This window comes from Amycolatopsis aidingensis (assembly GCF_018885265.1).
In the GTDB taxonomy this organism is placed as follows: domain Bacteria; phylum Actinomycetota; class Actinomycetes; order Mycobacteriales; family Pseudonocardiaceae; genus Amycolatopsis; species Amycolatopsis aidingensis.
The window spans coordinates 2,515,735-2,531,297 of the sequence record NZ_CP076538.1; the positions used below are offsets into that span (position 1 = coordinate 2,515,735).

At 71.1% G+C, this 15,563-nt stretch carries 8 protein-coding genes and 1 pseudogene; 4 read left to right on the top strand and 5 right to left on the bottom strand.

Going from position 1 to position 15,563, the window contains the following annotated elements; all coding sequences use genetic code 11:
- Nucleotides 1–2 precede the first annotated feature (2 nt).
- Genes KOI47_RS11935 through KOI47_RS11945 form a run of 3 tightly spaced genes read right to left on the bottom strand, consistent with a single transcriptional unit; the run spans nt 3 to nt 9,225 of the window.
- Entirely contained in the window at nt 3–875 is an 873-nt protein-coding gene (locus tag KOI47_RS11935) for an alpha/beta hydrolase (RefSeq protein ID WP_216216043.1), read from the bottom strand.
- Nucleotides 872–7,426, bottom strand: coding sequence for a type I polyketide synthase (locus KOI47_RS11940; protein ID WP_216216044.1), 6,555 nt, complete (start codon nt 7,424–7,426; stop codon nt 872–874). The genes KOI47_RS11935 and KOI47_RS11940 overlap by 4 nt, the downstream gene beginning before the upstream one ends.
- 5 nt (nt 7,427–7,431) lie before the next feature.
- A complete protein-coding gene (locus KOI47_RS11945; protein WP_216216045.1) occupies nt 7,432–9,225 on the bottom strand; it encodes a fatty acyl-AMP ligase in 1,794 nt (597 codons plus the stop codon).
- Between the two features lie 526 nt (nt 9,226–9,751).
- On the opposite strand from KOI47_RS11945, the pseudogene KOI47_RS35515 reads away from it, so the two are divergent.
- A pseudogene (locus tag KOI47_RS35515) lies at nt 9,752–10,732 on the top strand (MFS transporter); the annotation flags it as partial.
- Nucleotides 10,733–10,946: 214 nt separating this feature from the next.
- Here KOI47_RS35515 and KOI47_RS11950 read toward each other — a convergent pair.
- Together KOI47_RS11950 and KOI47_RS11955 are read right to left on the bottom strand one after the other, a co-directional pair.
- Nucleotides 10,947–13,175 (bottom strand): MMPL family transporter, encoded by a 2,229-nt coding sequence (locus KOI47_RS11950; protein WP_408629906.1) that lies wholly within the window; start codon nt 13,173–13,175, stop codon nt 10,947–10,949.
- Nucleotides 13,176–13,206: 31 nt separating this feature from the next.
- A complete protein-coding gene (locus KOI47_RS11955) occupies nt 13,207–13,839 on the bottom strand; it encodes a TetR/AcrR family transcriptional regulator (protein ID WP_216216046.1) in 633 nt (210 codons plus the stop codon).
- 87 nt (nt 13,840–13,926) lie between these two features.
- On the opposite strand from KOI47_RS11955, the gene KOI47_RS11960 reads away from it, so the two are divergent.
- The 3 genes from KOI47_RS11960 to KOI47_RS11970 are packed head-to-tail and all read left to right on the top strand — an operon-like array spanning nt 13,927 to nt 15,545.
- Nucleotides 13,927–14,901 (top strand): threonine ammonia-lyase, encoded by a 975-nt coding sequence (locus KOI47_RS11960; protein WP_216216047.1) that lies wholly within the window; start codon nt 13,927–13,929, stop codon nt 14,899–14,901.
- Between the two features lie 37 nt (nt 14,902–14,938).
- Entirely contained in the window at nt 14,939–15,343 is a 405-nt protein-coding gene (locus KOI47_RS11965) for a nitroreductase family deazaflavin-dependent oxidoreductase (RefSeq protein ID WP_216216048.1), read from the top strand.
- A gap of 28 nt (nt 15,344–15,371) precedes the next feature.
- On the top strand, nt 15,372–15,545 hold the full coding sequence (locus tag KOI47_RS11970; RefSeq protein ID WP_216216049.1) for a hypothetical protein: 174 nt from the start codon (nt 15,372–15,374) through the stop codon (nt 15,543–15,545).
- Nucleotides 15,546–15,563 lie beyond the last annotated feature (18 nt).

Below are 15,563 nucleotides of genomic sequence, written 5' to 3' on the forward strand. Positions count from 1 at the left end.
GGTCAGTCGCGTAGCACGTCCTGGGCGTAGGGCCAGAACTCCTCGATCATGCGTCGCCAGGTGGGCCAGAAGTGGATGCCGGTCGTGTACCTGGTGGTGACCTCCGTGCCCAGGGCGCACAGGCGTTCGGCCAGGTCCTCCGTCATTGCGCGGGAGTACCGCTCAACCAGGCCCATCCCGGCGACGAACTGGTCACCGGGTCGCCGGCTGCCGTCCCCCGCAGCGAGGTACACCGGGGTCTGGCGCAGCGCGTCGGCGCGCACCAAGGGATCGTTCGCGGCCCATGCTTCGGGACATCGGCGCCGCGGGCCCCAGATCAGGCCGGGGCGCATACCCTCACGGACAGACAGCAGGCCCAGCAACGCCGCCATGCCGCGGCGGGTCAGGTGCATCAGACCGCTCAACGATGCCACAGCGCGGAACATGCCGGGGTGGCGCATGCCGTACCGCAGCGCGCCGTATCCGCCCATGGACAGGCCCGCGGCCATTCGCACCTCGCTGGCGCCGTACTCCCGCTCCAGCAGCGGCAGTAACTCGCCGAGATGGAATGTCTCCCAGCGGGGCACGGTGCCCAGCCGATCCGGCACCCGCCAGTCGGTGTAGAACCCCAGCCTGCCCGCTTCCGGGATCGCGACCAGCATGTTGCCGTTCTCGGCCAACCGCGCGATCTCGGTGTGCCGCACCAGGCTGTGATGATCATCCGAGGAGCCGTGCAGCAGATACAGCACCGGATACCCGGCATACCCGCCCGGCTCCCAGCCCGGCGGGGTGAGCAGGGTGACCCCGACCTCCCTGCCCACCGCGGGCGAGAACAGCCGTAGCTCGCGGACCGTGCCGGTCGATGCGCCGTCCGCGAGCACGGTCAGTCCGCTCATCCGGCGCTCCGCACGGCTTGCCCGACCTTGGTCAGCAGGTGATCGATGTGCTTGCCGATCAGGTCCACATTGGGCGGATCGAGCAGCGAAAGATGGTGCCCCGGCACGTTGATCACCTCGATGTCCGGGCACACCGCGTCCCAGCCACGGGCCGGATCGGTGCGGTCGAACCGCTGGTCGCGCAACCCTCCCGGCACCAGATCCGCGGCGCTGAAGAAGGTCACCCTGCCCGGGTAACGCTCCGGTACATAGTGTTCGAGTGAGCGTGCGTCCAGGAACGAGGTGCGCTGATGATGCAGGATCGCGTCACTCACCTCGCTGTTCACCACGCCCTCGGCCAGCATGGTGTCGATCAGCAGTTGCACCTGCCCCTCGTCATCCAGGCGGGCCAGTTGCTCGTACGGCAGCGAAACCCGGCGGCCGTAGCTCGTCTCCAGGAACTCCTCGAACCGCTCGAACCGCTTCTCCAGCAGCTCCACCTCGGTCAGCCCGGTGTCGTTGGGCAACGGCAGGATCGGGTCGATCATCGCCAGCAGCTCGACCTCCTCGCCAGCCCGGCGCAGCTGCTGCGCCATCTCGTAGGCAAGGAAACCGCCGAACGACCAGCCCGCGATGCGGTACGGCCCATGTGGCTGGATCGCGCGCAGCTCGGGCAGGTAGTGCGTCACCCGGTCCTCGACGCTGGCCACGCCGTCGATCCGGTCGAAGCCGTACACCGGAACCTCGGTGTCCAGCAGCTGCACCAGCTGGTGGTACACCGCGGTATCACCGCCACCGGGATGGAACAGGAACAGCGGCGCCCGGCCGCCCTGCCCGCGCAGCACCCGTACCGGCGAGCCGCCCGAAGGCTCGTCCTCGCGCAGGTGCTGGGCGATCCGTTCCACCGTCGGGTGCTCGAACAGCTCCGAAATGGTCAGCTCGCGGCCGCTTCGCTCCACCAGCAGCGCGGTGACCTGCTCGGCCTTCTGCCGGTTGCCGCCGATGCCGTAGAAGTCCTGTGTCACGCCGACGTCGGTGCCGAGCACCTCCCGCCACACGCTGGCGACCAGCCGCTCGGCGGCGTCCCGCGGCGGCACCAGCGTCGGCCCCGCGGTCCGGGCCGGGGTGGCCGTGTCCTCGATCCCCAGCTCGCCGAACAGCCACTCCTCGACCTCGGCCACGCAGGCCCCGCGCAGCATCAACGACACCGGCAGCGCCAGCTCGAAATCGTGCTGCACGGCGTTGCGAATCCGTACCGCCAGCAGCGAGTCCACCCCCAGCGCAGCCAGGGGCGTTGCCGGGTCCAGCTGGTCCGGCTGGAAACCGAGTACCGAGGCGATCCTGGCGCGCAGCTGGGTGGCGGCCATGGCCCTGGCCGGGCCCGGTTCGAGCGTGCGCAGGGTGGCGAGGCCGGCCCAGTCGGCGGCCGGCGTGGCCTCGGTGTCCTGGGACGGTTGCGCCTCGCCTGCCAGCAGCTCGCCGAAGAACGGCGAATCCGCCAGGTGCGGGAATGCCTCCAGCAGTTTGGGCGTGTTCAGTCGTAGCGCGCCCGTGCCGACCCGCCCGGCCGCCAGCACCGCCTCCAGCGCGGCAAGGCCCTCCGCAGGGTCGATGGCGTGCAACCACGGGATCTCCAGCCCCGCGGCGGCGCCGACCTCGGCCCAGGTACCCCAGGACACCGTGCAACCCGGTAGCCCTTCGGCCCTGCGCAGTGCGGCGAGTGCGTCCAGGTAGGCGTTCGCGGTGGCGTATGCGGGCTGGCCGGGCAACCCGTGCAGGGCGGCAGCGGAGGAGAACCCGATCCACCAGTCCAGCTCCAGCCCACGGCTGGCCTCGTGCAGCCGCCACGCGCCGTAGGCCTTGGCCTGCCACGAGCGGTGCAGCGTTGCGGCGTCGAGCCGGGTGGTGGTCCGGTCGTCGAAAACCGCGGCGGCATGGATCACGCCACGCGGCCGCCTTCCGTTGCCGCCCGCGGCCGCCAGCAGCCGCTCGGCGACGCCCGGCTCGGCGATATCCCCGCGCACCACCTCGACCTCGGTGCCGAGCTCGCGGATCCGTGCGATCTCGGCATGCGCCGCCGCGTTCGGCTCGGAGCGCCCGTTCAGCACCACCGCGCCCGCGCCGTGCCCGGCCAGCCAGCGAGCGAGCAGCAAACCCAGTCCGCCGAGCCCGCCGGTGATCACGTAACCGCCGTCGGCCGTGGCCACCGGGGTATCCCGCACCGGTGACATCGAGGACACCCGATCCAGCCGCAGGGCGTGCCGTTCGCCCGCACGCCAGGCCACCTCGTCCTCGGTCCCGCCGCCAAGCTCGGCGAGCAACATGCGCGCGTTGTCCGCATCCGCGGCGGCCGGGTCCAGGTCGACCAGCGTCGCCCGTAGCTCGGGATGTTCGTAGCCGAGCACCCGGACCAGCCCGCGTAGGGCCGCCAGCGCCGGTTGCCCGGCCTCGCCCGCGGTGACCGCGGCCGCGCCGGTGCTGACCAGCCACAACCGCGCCGGGCGCGCACCGCCCTCGGCGAGCGTGCGGACGGTCTCGGCGATCTCCAGCACGGCGTGTTCGGCCTCAGCCAGCGCGGTGAACCCGTCGGCTGCCGCGCGCGGCAGCAGGAACACCACCGAATCGGCCTTCCCGGCCGTGGCGACCTCGAACGGCGCTCCCGCGGTGACGGCCTCGGCGAGCGGTTCGGTACCGGAACCCGCCCGCAGCACGACCTTCTCCGGCTTGGTGTCCACACCGGACAATGCGGAAGGCCGCCAGGTTGTCTCCAGCAGCCGTTCGGTCAGCGGCGCGGACAGCTCGGTGCGGCCGATCCGGCGCAGGAACACCTCATCGGCCTCGAGTAGCACCCTGCCCTCGGCGTCCACCAGGTGCAGCTCACCGAGCAGGCCGGCCGCACCCTCGGTGGGTGCGGTCACCGAGACGTGCACCAGCACGCCCTTGCGGGGATCGCCGAAGGCACGGACGTTGCCGAACTCCATCGGCAGGTAGACCGCGTCCACGCTGTCGGTGCGCGGGTCCACCAGCGCACCCGCGAAAGCTTGCAGGCACGCGTCCAGTAGCGCCGGATGCAAGCGCAGGGCGGGATGCCTGCTCGCCGACTCCGGCAGCTCGACCTCGGCCACCGCGCGAACCCTGCCGTCGGCGGCCTTGCGGCTCACCCGCACCGCGCGCAGCCCGGTGAGCGCGGGCCCGTAGCGCAGCCCGATCGTGCCCATCCGCCGGTAGAGCTCGGCGACCGGGAACGAGCTGAACTCGTGATCGTCCACATCGGATATATAGCCGTTCACCGTGATGCGCTCGACCAGGCTTACCTCGGCCGTGGCGTGCAGCCGCCAGTCGCCATCGGGTCCCTTGGTGTGCACGGAGACCGCGCCGCGATCGGCACCGGCCTTGGCAAGCGTGGTGGTCACCGGGGTGTGCTCGGCGAGGGGGAGCGGCTGGTGCATGGTGAGCCCCCGCACCGCGACCCGCTCCACGTCGACGTCGAACACCGAACGCGCGGCGGCGCACGCCAGCTCGACGTAGGTGGCCCCCGGCAGCACCGGCTTGCCGTCCAGCTCGTGCTCGGACAGCCATGGCTGCGCCGCGGTGCCGAGGTCCGCGTGCCAGACGTGCCGCGTGTCCTCCGGCAGCTCGATATGGGAGCCGAGCAGCGGGTGCTGTCCGGACGGCGCGGCATTCGCCGCCACCGGCAGCCAGTACGGCTGGTGTTGCCATCGGGTGCGCGGCAGGTCAACCAGCATCCCGTCCCCGTCCGAGACGGGATGCTGCCCGGTCAGTTCCAGCTCGGCGAGCTGCCGGTGGAAATGCGTGGTCTCGTCCGGCGAGTTCCGCAGCGTGGACAGCACCAGCGGGGCGTCGTTGTCGGTGAGCGCGTGCCGCAGCACCGGATGCGGCGAAACCTCGACGAAGGTGCCGTAGCCATCGGCGACAGCGGCCGCCACCGCGCCCGCGAACCGGACCGGCCGGCGCAGGTTGGCCGCCCAGTAGTCCGGGCCGAAGGAGGGAACCTCGCGCGGGTCCGGCAACGCCGTGCTGTAGAAATCGACCTCCGCGCGGCGGGGAACCAGGCCATCGAGGCCCTCGGCGAGGGTCCCGGTGACCGAGTCGACAATCGGGGAGTGCGCCGCGACATCCAGCTTGACCAGCTTGGCCAGCAGCCCACGGGACTCCACCTCGGCCACCAGGCGGCGCACGGTGGCCGCGCGCCCCGCCACCACCGTCTGGCTCGGCGCGGAAAGTACGGCGACGTCCACATCGGACAAACCGGAGACCAGCCGGGTCGCCTCATCGGCACCCACCTCGAGCAGGGCCATCGCGCCGTCGCCAGCCAGCGAGGCGAGCAACCGGGATCGCAGGGCCACGATCCGCGCGCCGTCGGCCTCGGAGATCGCGCCCGCCACCACGGCCGCGGTGACCTCGCCGAAGGAGTGACCGATCACCGCGGCCGGCCGCACGCCATAGGAACCCCACAGCTGCGCCAGTGCCACCTGGATGCCGAACACCAGCGGCTGGACGTGGTCCATCGTGCCCGCCTCGACCCCGGCACGCAGGTCCGCGCGCAGCGAGTAACCCGACTCCGCCTCGATCAGCGGGTCCAGCCGGTCGATGGCCTCGGCGAACACCGGTTCCTCGGCCAGCAGCCTGCGGCCCATCCCGGCCCACTGGGAGCCGTGCCCGGAGAACACGAACACCGGCCCGCGGCCGGTGCGCGGCCGGACCCCGGCCACGGTGGCTGGGGAGTCCGCGCCCTCGGCCAGCGCGGTCAATCCTTCCACCAGCTCGCCCGCGCTGCCTGCGACCACTGCCGCCCGGTACTGCCCGTCCAGCCTGCGTGCCAGGGTGTGCCGCACATCCGCGGGCCGCGCCGCGGCACCTTCCGGACCGGTCAGCCAGTCCGCGAGCTCCCGCGCCCTGGCCGCGAGACGCTCCCCGTTCGGCGCCCCGAGCAGGTAACGCCGCCGTGCCGGAGCCGGTGCGGTCCGCGGCCGCGGCTCTTCCTGGGCCTGCTGCAGCACCACATGCGCGTTCGACCCGCCGAAACCGAAGCCGGACACCCCGGCCAGCGCCCCCGTGGCGGTGGGCCACGGCGCCGCCGAATCCGCGACACTCAGCCCGAGGTCGCCGAACTCGATATGCGGGTTCGGCGCGGCGTAGTTGATACTGGCCGGGATCCGCCGGTGATGCAGCGCGAGCACCACCTTGACCAGGCCGATGATCCCGGCCGCGGCCTCCAGGTGCCCGAGGTTGCTCTTCACCGAGCCGATCAGCAGCGGCGCCTCGGCCGGCCTGCCCGCGCCGAGCACGGCACCCAGGGCGCGCGCCTCGATGGGGTCGCCGAGCAGCGTGCCGGTGCCATGTGCCTCGACGTAGTCGACCGTCGCGGGATCGACCCCGGCCTGCCGGTAGGCCGCGCGCAGCAGTGCCTGCTGGGCCTCGGGGTTCGGCGCGGTGAGCCCGTTGGAGCGGCCGTCGGAGTTGGCGGCGCACCCTCGCACCACGGCCAGCACCCGGTCGCCGTCGGCCCGCGCGTCGGACAGCCGCTTGAGCACCACCATGCCCGCGCCCTCGGCACGGGAGATGCCGTCGGCATCGGCGGAGAAGGGCTTGCACCTGCCGTCCGCCGAGCTGATCCCCATCTGGTCGAAGTTCGCGGTGATCCCGGGGCCGAGCAGCAGGTTCGCGCCGCCGACCAGTGCGAGGCCGGTCTCGCCGGAGCGCAGGCTCTGCACGGCGAGGTGCATCGAGGTCAGCGAGGAGGAGCAGGCGGTGTCCACGGCCAGGCTGGGACCGCGCAGGTCCAGCACGTAGGACAGCCGGTTCGCCGCGATGCTCAGCGCCGCCCCGGTGCCAACCCAGGCATCCACCCCGGACAGGTCGGCCAGCGACTGGGCGCCGTACTCCGTACCGCTGATACCGACGAACACGCCGGTGTCACTGCCACGCAGCGAGCCCGGCGCGATGCCCGCGTGCTCCAGCGCCTCCCAGCCGACCTCGAGCAGCATCCGCTGCTGCGGGTCCATCCGGGCGGCCTCCCGCGGGCTGATGCCGAAGAAGGCCGCGTCGAAGCCGGCGATGTCCTCCAGGAATCCACCCGTTCGAGTGACGTCTTCCGGAGGGTCGCCGAAGGCGGCCCACCGCTGCGGTGGCACCTCGGTGATCGCGTCCCTGCCCTCGGTGAGCAGGGTCCAGAACTGCTCGGGGCCGTGTATCCCGCCGGGCAGCCTGCAGCCCAGGCCGACGACGGCGATCGCGTCCTCGGGGTCCGTGGCATCCGTCTCCGGCCGTGGCTGAGCCAGCACCGGGGGCAGGCTCGGCTCGCCGGTGCCGGTGAGTGCGATGGCGAGCCGGTCGATCGTGGGGTGGTCCCATAGCAGGGTGGTCGGCAGGGTGCGGTCGAGTAGCTCCTCCAGCGCACCCGACAGCGCGACGGCATCCCGCGAGGAGAGCCCGTACTCATCCAGCGGCAGGTGGAGGTCGACCTCGTCCTCGTCGAGCTCGGCTGCCTCGGCGACATGTTCGACGAGCCAGCGCCGCAGCTCGTCGGTGCTGATGTCCGGCTCGCTCATCGGTACTACGCACCCCCAGTGCCGGTACTACCGCTGCCGGACCAGAACTTCTCCCTGGTGGCCGCGCGCGCGATCTTGCCGCTCGAGGTGCGCAGTACGCTGCCCGGCCGGACCAGCTCGAACCCGCGCAGCTTGACGTCGTGCTTGGCGGACACCGCCTTGCGCACCGCCTTGGCCACCTCGGCCGGGTCGACCTCGTCCTCGCCGCCGCGGGCGCGGTACTCCGCCACCACCGCGGCGCCCTCCTCGCCCGAGTCCGTGCTGACCGCGAAGGCCGCCACGTGATCCCGGCGGATCGCCGGGTGCGCGTCCTGCACGGTGAGCTCGATGTCCTGCGGGTAGTGGTTCTTGCCGTCGATGATGATCAGGTCCTTGATCCGGCCGGTGATGTAGAGCAGGCCGTCGTGGAACACCCCGAGGTCACCGGTGCACAACCAGCGTGCGGCCGGCGTGCCCTCCGGCGGGTCGGCGATGGTTCCGCCGAAGGTGTCCTCGCTGCGCTGCACTATCTCGCCACCGGACTGCTGCCAGTAGCCGTCGGCCACGTTCGGGCCGTGGATCCAGATCTCGCCCACCTCGCCGTCCGGCCGCACCGTGTGGGTGCCAGGGTCCACGATCCGCACGAACTGGGCATGTGGCCTGCCCGCCGCCACCAGGTCCAGCGCACCCTCGCTGCCCGGTGGCACCGGCACCGCGCGGTCACCGGCGAGCGCGGTGCGGTCGAAGGAGGTGACCGTAGGGCCCTCCTCCCTGGTGTTGGTGACGAACACCGTGGCCTCGGCAAGCCCGTAGGAAGGCCGGTGCGCCGCCGCGGAGAACCCGCAGGGGCCGAACGCCTCCTGGAAACCGGCGATTGTGCCTGCTCGTACCGGTTCACTCCCATTGATCACCGCGCGTACCCCGGAAAGGTCCAGTCCTTCCCGGTCGGCTTCCTTCACCTTTCGCGCTGCGTACTCGAACGCGAAGTTGGGGGCGGCCGCGAAGACATTCGGGTAGTCCGACATCTGGCGCAGCCAACGCGCCGGGCGCATGATGAAGTCGAACGGGGACATGAACACCGAGTGAGAACCGAACAGCACCGGAATGGTCAACAGCTGAATCAGTCCCATGTCGTGGAAGAACGGGATCCATCCCGCGCAGGTCCACGACTCGTCCACGTGGAATGCCGTCCCGCCCTGCCAGGTGTTGCTGACCACCGCGCGGTGGGTGATCACCGCGCCGGCCGGGGTGCGGGTGGAGCCGGAGGTGTACTGCAGGTAGGCGGGGTCGGCCAGGTCCAGCTCGGGCGCCAGGAACCCTTCCCCGGCCGCCGGGTCGATGGCGTCCACCGCCATGATCTGCTTCGGCATCGGCACCGGGGTCTCGTCGGCGAGCCCGCGCAGCGTGTCCACTGTGCCCTGTCCGGTCAGCCATACCTCGGGTGAGCAGTCGGCCAGCGCGTTCACCAGCCGGTCACCGTGCTGGCTGGCTTCCGGCGCGAACAGTGGGACGGCGATGGTACCGGCATGCAGGGCGCCGAGGAAGCCGATCACGTAGTTCAGGTCCTGTTTGGCCAGTACCGCCACCCGCTGACCACGGGAGGTGACCTGGGCCAGCGCCGCGGCGGTGGCGCGCACGCGCGCGGCCAGTTCGTTCCAGCCGATGGTGTGCTCGACGCCGGTGCGCTCGGTGGAGTAGTCGAGTTGCGTGAACGCGGGGTCAACACTGTCCGCACGGTCGAACAAGTAAGTCGTCAGTGGTCGCAGCTCCGGGACCACGTCCTCCGGCGAAGCCGGCGACGGGTGCTCAGCCAACGACATATGCATTCACCTACACGGTTGTTAGAGGGCAGGCTGGCTGTCGGGTTGCCCATCGCAGCACTGAGGGACGTCTTCGCGCGCTGTTTGCGAATGTGTTTCGTCTCAGCTGGTGCATTCCATTTGTTGATTCGGCAACCACCACGACAGTGTGGGGATCGTGGAGCGCGAAATCACGCTATCGGCTGATGAGCGAGCATTACCGTAGCCATGCCGCCAACGGGGCGCAAGCCGGGGGTGGGGGTTTTTCACCCACTGGATAGGTGCCTTAGCGTGTGAGGCACTGACTCTGCGCGGTCGGATGTGAAGCGGATGAGCAAGCGAGGGTTATCGCTGCCCGGCCGCCGGGGGTGCCGGTAGGCGGTGCGCATGGGGGCGTCATCCTAGTAGCCCCGCGAGGGAAGGCGGACACGTGGCAGACGGCGAACTCGGCAGGACCACCTCGGAACGCAGCCCTGAGCAGGTGCTTTCTCCGCGAGGTCCGCGCGGCAGGCCCTGGCTGACCCTGGTCGCGGCCGTCCTGGGCGGTGTGCTGGTCGGCCTGGACGGGACCGCGACGACGATCGCGGCCCCGTACATTTCCGCCGAGGTGGGCGCTACGCTCGGTGAACTCGAACTGATCGCGAACGCCTATCTTGTGGCGCTCGCCATTGCCCTGCTGCCCGCGGGCAGGCTCGCCGACCGGATCGGTCGGCGCCGGACCTTCCTGCTCGGTGTGCTGATCTTCGGGCTCGCCTCGCTCGGGATCGCCCTTTCCGGCACGGTCACCGCGTTGGTGCTGTTCCGGGTGCTGCAAGGCCTTGCGGGTGCGCTGTTGCAGCCTGCCGCGCTGGCCCTGTTGCGCAATGCCTTCCCGCCCGGCAGGCTCGGTCTTCCGCTTGGCATCTGGGGCGGGGTGAACGCGCTGGCCATCGGGCTCGGACCGGTGATCGGCGGGGTGATCGTGCAGGGCTTCAGCTGGGAAGCGGTCTTCCTGCTGAACGTGCCGGTCGCCGCGGTTGTGATCGGTCTCACTTTCTGGGCGGTGGCGGAGTCGAAGGGCTCCCCGAAGGGAGTCCCTGGCGCGCTGCGCGGCCTGCTGCGCAAGCGCGCCGTGTCGCTGGGTACGGTGCTGGTCGGCTTCAGCTCCTTCGGCGTGTTCGGCCTGCTCTTCCTGCTCACCCTGTACCTGCAGAACGCGCGCGGGCTGCCGCCGATCCAGGCCGGCGCCTGGATGCTGCCGCCGACCTGCGTGGTGGTGTTGTCGGCACCGCTTGGTGGGCTGCTGGCACAGCGGTTCGGCCCACGCTGGCCGGTGTCGGCGGGCCTGCTGTTCGTCGCGGGCGGTCTGTTCAGCCTCGCCGGGCTCGGCCCGAGGTCTGGCTTCGCCGACCTGCTGGTGCCCGGAGCGCTGGTCGGTTTCGGCACCGGCCTGTGCGTGATCGCGGCGACCGAGGCGATTCACGGCGCCACCCCGGAGGAGTCCAGCGGCAGCGCCTCGGCACTGCAGCAGATGGCGACCCAGATCGGCGGGGTGCTGGGGATCGCCACGGTGGGCACGATGATGTCCTGGCAGGTGCTGCGCACCCTGCCTGCGCGCAGCGAGCAGGCAGGGCTGCCGGAACCGGTGACGGGCGCGATCCTGCGCGACACCGACGCGGTGGCGCAGGGCACGGTGCCGGCGGCGCTGGACGGGATGGCAGGGGCGTTGGGGCACGCCGTGCGCGCGGTGGTGCGGCTCGGCTTCACCGACGCCATGGGGATCGCGATGGTGGTGCTGGCCGGGGTGACCCTCGTAGGCGTGGCAGCGGCGTTGTGGCTTCCGCGTCCGGTTCGGGCGGCTGCCGCCGAACCGGGGCCCTGCGAGCCCGAGCCAGTCGGCTCGGCCACCAGATAGCGCGGCCTACGTCCACCGCGAGGGTCGGCACCAGCAGCGAGCGCACCACGAAGGTGTCCAGCAGCACGCCGAAGGCGACCAGGAAGGCCACCTGGGCCAGGAACAGCACCGGGATCACCGCCAGCGCGGCGAAGGTGGCCGCCAGCACCACCCCGGCCGAGGTGATCACGCCGCCGGTCACCTTCAGCGCGTGCAGCGTGCCGCGCTCGGTGCCCAGCCGCGCGGTCTCCTCCCTGGCCCTTGTCATCAGGAAGATGTTGTAGTCGATGCCCAGCGCCACCAGGAACACGAAGGCGTACAGCGGAATGGCCGGATCGGCGCCGGGGAAGTCCAGCAGGTCGTTGAACACCAGCGCGCCGACGCCGAGGGTGGCGGCGAAGGACAGCACCACGGTGCCCATCAACAGCAGTGGTGCCAGCAGGGACCGCAGCAGCAGCGCGAGCACCACGAAGATCACCACGAGCACGATCGGGATGATCGCGTTGCGGTCGTGTGTCGCCGCGGCGAGCATGTCCACCTGTTGCGCGGTCTGCCCGCCCACCTTGGCCCGCGCGCCGGGGACGGCGTGCAGGGTCTCGCGCAGCTCGCGCAGGGTCTGCTCGGCCGCCGCCGAGTCGGCGGGGTCGGTCAGGGTCGCGTTGATCTCGACCATGCCGTCCACGGTCTTCGGCCCGGCCGCCGGGTTGCCCGGTTCGGCCGGGGTCGGCACCGCGTCGGCCACGCCGTCCAGCGCGGTCGCGGCGTCCAGCACCTGCCCGGCCGACTGCTCGGTGGTCATGATGACCGCGGGGCTGCCGGTGCCGCCGGGGAAGTGCGCGGTCAGCACGTCCTGCCCGGTGACGGCCTCGACCTCCTCGAGGAACAGCGCCTGCTGGGTGGTGCCGCTTGCCTTGAGCGAGGGCACGAAGGCCACCCCGGCCAGTAGCACCAGCGTGGTGACCACCCAGGTCCAGCGGGGCCGCTTGCGCACCAGCTCGGCGATCCGGTCGAAGATGCCGTGGGTGACCTTGCGGTGCTTGCGCGGTACGGCGTCCTGGGGCCAGAACGCGGACCTGCCGACCAGGAGCAGGGCGGCGGGCAGGTAGGTGAGCGAGGCCAGCAGCGCGCCCGCGATGCCGATCGAGACCACCGGGCCGAGGCTCCGGTTCGAGGTCAGCTCGCTGACCAGCATGCACAGCATGCCGAGGATGACCGTGCCGCCGGAGGCCAGGATCGGTTCGAAGGAGGACCGCCAGGCGGTACGCATCGCGTCCAGCACCCGCGGTTGGCGCATCAGCTCCTCGCGGTAGCGGGCGACCAGCAACAGGGCGTAGTCGGTTGCCGCGCCGAACACCAGGATCAGCAGGATGCCCTGGGTCTGGCCGTTCAGGATGAGCAGGTCCTCCTCGGCGAGCAGGTAGATGATGGCCGAGGAAGTACACAGCGCGAGCCCGGCCGAGATCAGCACGATGATCGGCAGCAGCGGGCTGCGGTAGACCAGGATCAGGATCAGCGCGACCGTGCAGGCCGTCACCAGCAGCAGCATCCCGTCGATATGCCCGAAGACCTCGGCGAAGTCGGCGTTGTACCCGCCCGGCCCGGTGACGAAGGCCCGCAGGCCCTGCGGCAGTCCTTGCTCCAGTCCGGCGCGGATGTCCTTGACGCGCTCGCTGGCCTGGTACGGGTCCTCCCCGGACAGCGGCAGCACCAGCTGGATGGCCGCGCCGTCCTCGGACGGGATGGGTGGCGAGGCCTGGCCCACCAGGCCGGGTGAACCGGCCAGCTCGGCGGCCTTGGCCCGGACCGCCTCGGTGTCGGCCGGGGTGAGGCCCGCGGGCCGCTCGAAGACGACCACGGCCGGCATCAGGGTGCTGTCGGTGAACCGTTCCTGCAGGTCGGAGACCTCGGTCGACTCCGCCGTGGCCGGGAGGAAGGAGCCGGGGTCGTTGCTCTGGACCTCACTCAGCTTGCCAAGGAAAGGGCTGCTCGCGCCGCCGAGCAGCAGCCACAGCACTACCAGCAGGGCAGGCAACAGCCAGCGCGCCACACCCACGTCCTCCCGCTCATCTCCGGCGTCGTCGGCAACTTTCTCACACAACGCCGCGTTGTGACGCCCGGAAGAGTGACCCTCAGCGGCCCGCCGCGTCCTCCTGCACGGCGGGGAAAACCTCGGCGACGAGGGTGTGCAGGGACTTGCTCAGCAGGGCGTGTACCTGTTCCCGGTTCAGCGCCCCGCGCACCAGCCACTCCCTGCCCGCGGCCTTCACCATGCCCCCGTAGGCGCGGATCAGCGCGTTCAGCTCATCCCACTGCTTGTTGTCCGGGGGGACGCCGACGGCCTCCAGCACCCGGTCCGCGGACTCCCGGTCGGCCTCGGCGAGGATCTGCTCCACCTCGGCGTCCCGGCCGATTCCCTCCGGGGCGATGGCCGCGAGCCACATCTTGCCCTGCTTGGTCACCATGTTCAGGAACCAGTCCACCGCCGCATGCGTCCGCTTCTCCAGCGAGCCCTCCGGCAGCAGCTCCACCGCGAAGTGGGGCACGGTCATCGCCCGCCGGATGACCGCGAGGTACAGCTCGCGTTTGGTGCCGAAGTAGTGGTTGATCAGCCCCCTGGCGACCCCGGCTCGCGCCGCGATGTCCGATGTGGACACCTCGGCGTATGGTCGTTCGCCGAACAGCTCGGCGGCACAGGCGAAGATCTGTTCCCGGCGCTCGTCAGGTTCCAGCCGCCGCCATCTCGGTGCTGAGTCCGTGGTCATGCGCGTATTTTGTCACGTGCGTCACAGCGCCGGTGTCCGGCGGCCTGCGGGAGCCGTGTCTCCCGGCGCTGGGGCAGACTGGCTCGCGTGGATCTGGTGACTTTGAATGACATCCGCGAGGCGGCCGAGCGGATCCGGGAGGCGGTCGTCCGCACACCGGCGCTGCCCTGCACCTGGGCGGACCCGCGGCGTCCGCTCTGGCTGAAGCCGGAGAGCCTGCAGCCGGTCGGCGCGTTCAAGCTGCGGGGCGCGTACAACGCGATCGCGCGGCTGGACGAGCGGACCCGCGGCCGGGGCGTGGTTGCCTACTCCAGCGGCAACCACGCCCAGGCCGTGGCCTACGCGGCCCGGCATTTCGGCATTCCGGCACATATCGTCATGCCGGACGTGACCCCGCAGGTCAAGATCGACCGGACCAGGGAGTGTGGCGCCGAGGTGGTGCTGGTGCCGATCGGGGAGCGGGAGTCGGCGGCGTACGAGCTGGTGGCCGAACGCGGCGCGGTGCTGGTGCCGCCGTTCGATCACCCGGACGTGATCGCCGGGCAGGGCACCGCGGGCCTGGAGCTGATCGCCGATGTGCCCGATGTGGACGTGGTGCTCATCCCGGTGAGCGGCGGCGGGCTGGCCTCGGGAATCGGAACGGCAATCAAGGCGTTGTCCCCGGGCGTGCAGGTGATCGGGGTGGAGCCGGAACTGGCCGCCGACACGCGGGAGGGCCTTGCGGCCGGTACCCGGGTCGACTGGCCGGTGGACCGGCGCAGCCGGACCATCGCGGACGGGCTGCGCTCGCAGCCTTCCGAGCTGACCTTCGCGCACCTGCGCCGGGTGCTCGACGGGGTGGTGACGGTCAGTGAGGAGGAGATCCGCTCCGCGATGGCCGTGCTGGCCACCCGCGGACGCCTGGTCGCCGAGCCGAGCGGCGCGGTGGCGCTGGCGGCCTATCTGGACCATGCCGGTGAGCTGCCGGCTGGCCGCACCGCGACGGTGATCTCCGGCGGGAACGTCGATCCCACCCTGATGGTGGAAGTGCTCACCGCGCACGGTGCCCCGGCAGGCCGTTAGTTTTGGATCACGAGACATCGCAGGGAAGGGGAATCGCATGCTGTTCGGTGACGAGCACGTACGCCGGTACGAGGAGACCGACGGTGAGGTCGGGCACATCTGGGAGAACAACGCCCCGACGCTGATCCTCACCACCACTGGGCGCAAGAGCGGCCAGCCGCGCAAGTTCGCGTTGATCTACCAGGAGCACGAGGGGGACTACGTCATCGTGGCCTCCAAGGGCGGGGCCGACTCGCACCCGGGCTGGTACCTGAACCTGCAGGCCAACCCCGAGGTGGGTGTGCAGGTCGGGGCCGATAAGTTCACCGCGCGCGCCCGCACTGCAGGCCCGGAGGAGAAGGCCGAGCTGTGGCCGAAGATGGTCAAGGTGTGGCCGTCCTACGATGACTACCAGGAGAAGACCGATCGGGACATCCCGGTGGTCGTGCTCGAACGCGTGTAGGCGCAGGTACTGAGGAGATGACAGGCCGATGGCACAGCAGTCCTCCGTCGATGTTGTCGGCTTGCTGACCAAGCTCGCCGAGGCCCAGTTCAAGGCCGAGCGTGGCGAGCTCGACCCGGCCGAGCTGCCCGGCCTGGTGCGGGCCCAGCGTATCGTCCGGGAGTTCGCCGAGTGGCCCGTCGAGGCCGACTCGGACCGCTGACGGACTGGGTGCCGACAT

Excerpts from the sequence above, each read along its gene's own strand:
- KOI47_RS11935 (WP_216216043.1), bottom strand. The coding sequence starts at position 875 with ATGAGCGGACTGACCGTGCTCGCGGACGGCGCATCGACCGGCACGGTC.
- KOI47_RS11940 (WP_216216044.1), bottom strand. The coding sequence starts at position 7,426 with ATGAGCGAGCCGGACATCAGCACCGACGAGCTGCGGCGCTGGCTCGTC.
- KOI47_RS11945 (WP_216216045.1), bottom strand. The coding sequence starts at position 9,225 with ATGTCGTTGGCTGAGCACCCGTCGCCGGCTTCGCCGGAGGACGTGGTC.
- KOI47_RS11955 (WP_216216046.1), bottom strand. The coding sequence starts at position 13,839 with ATGACCACGGACTCAGCACCGAGATGGCGGCGGCTGGAACCTGACGAG.
- KOI47_RS11965 (WP_216216048.1), top strand. The coding sequence starts at position 14,939 with ATGCTGTTCGGTGACGAGCACGTACGCCGGTACGAGGAGACCGACGGT.
- KOI47_RS11970 (WP_216216049.1), top strand. The coding sequence starts at position 15,372 with ATGGCACAGCAGTCCTCCGTCGATGTTGTCGGCTTGCTGACCAAGCTC.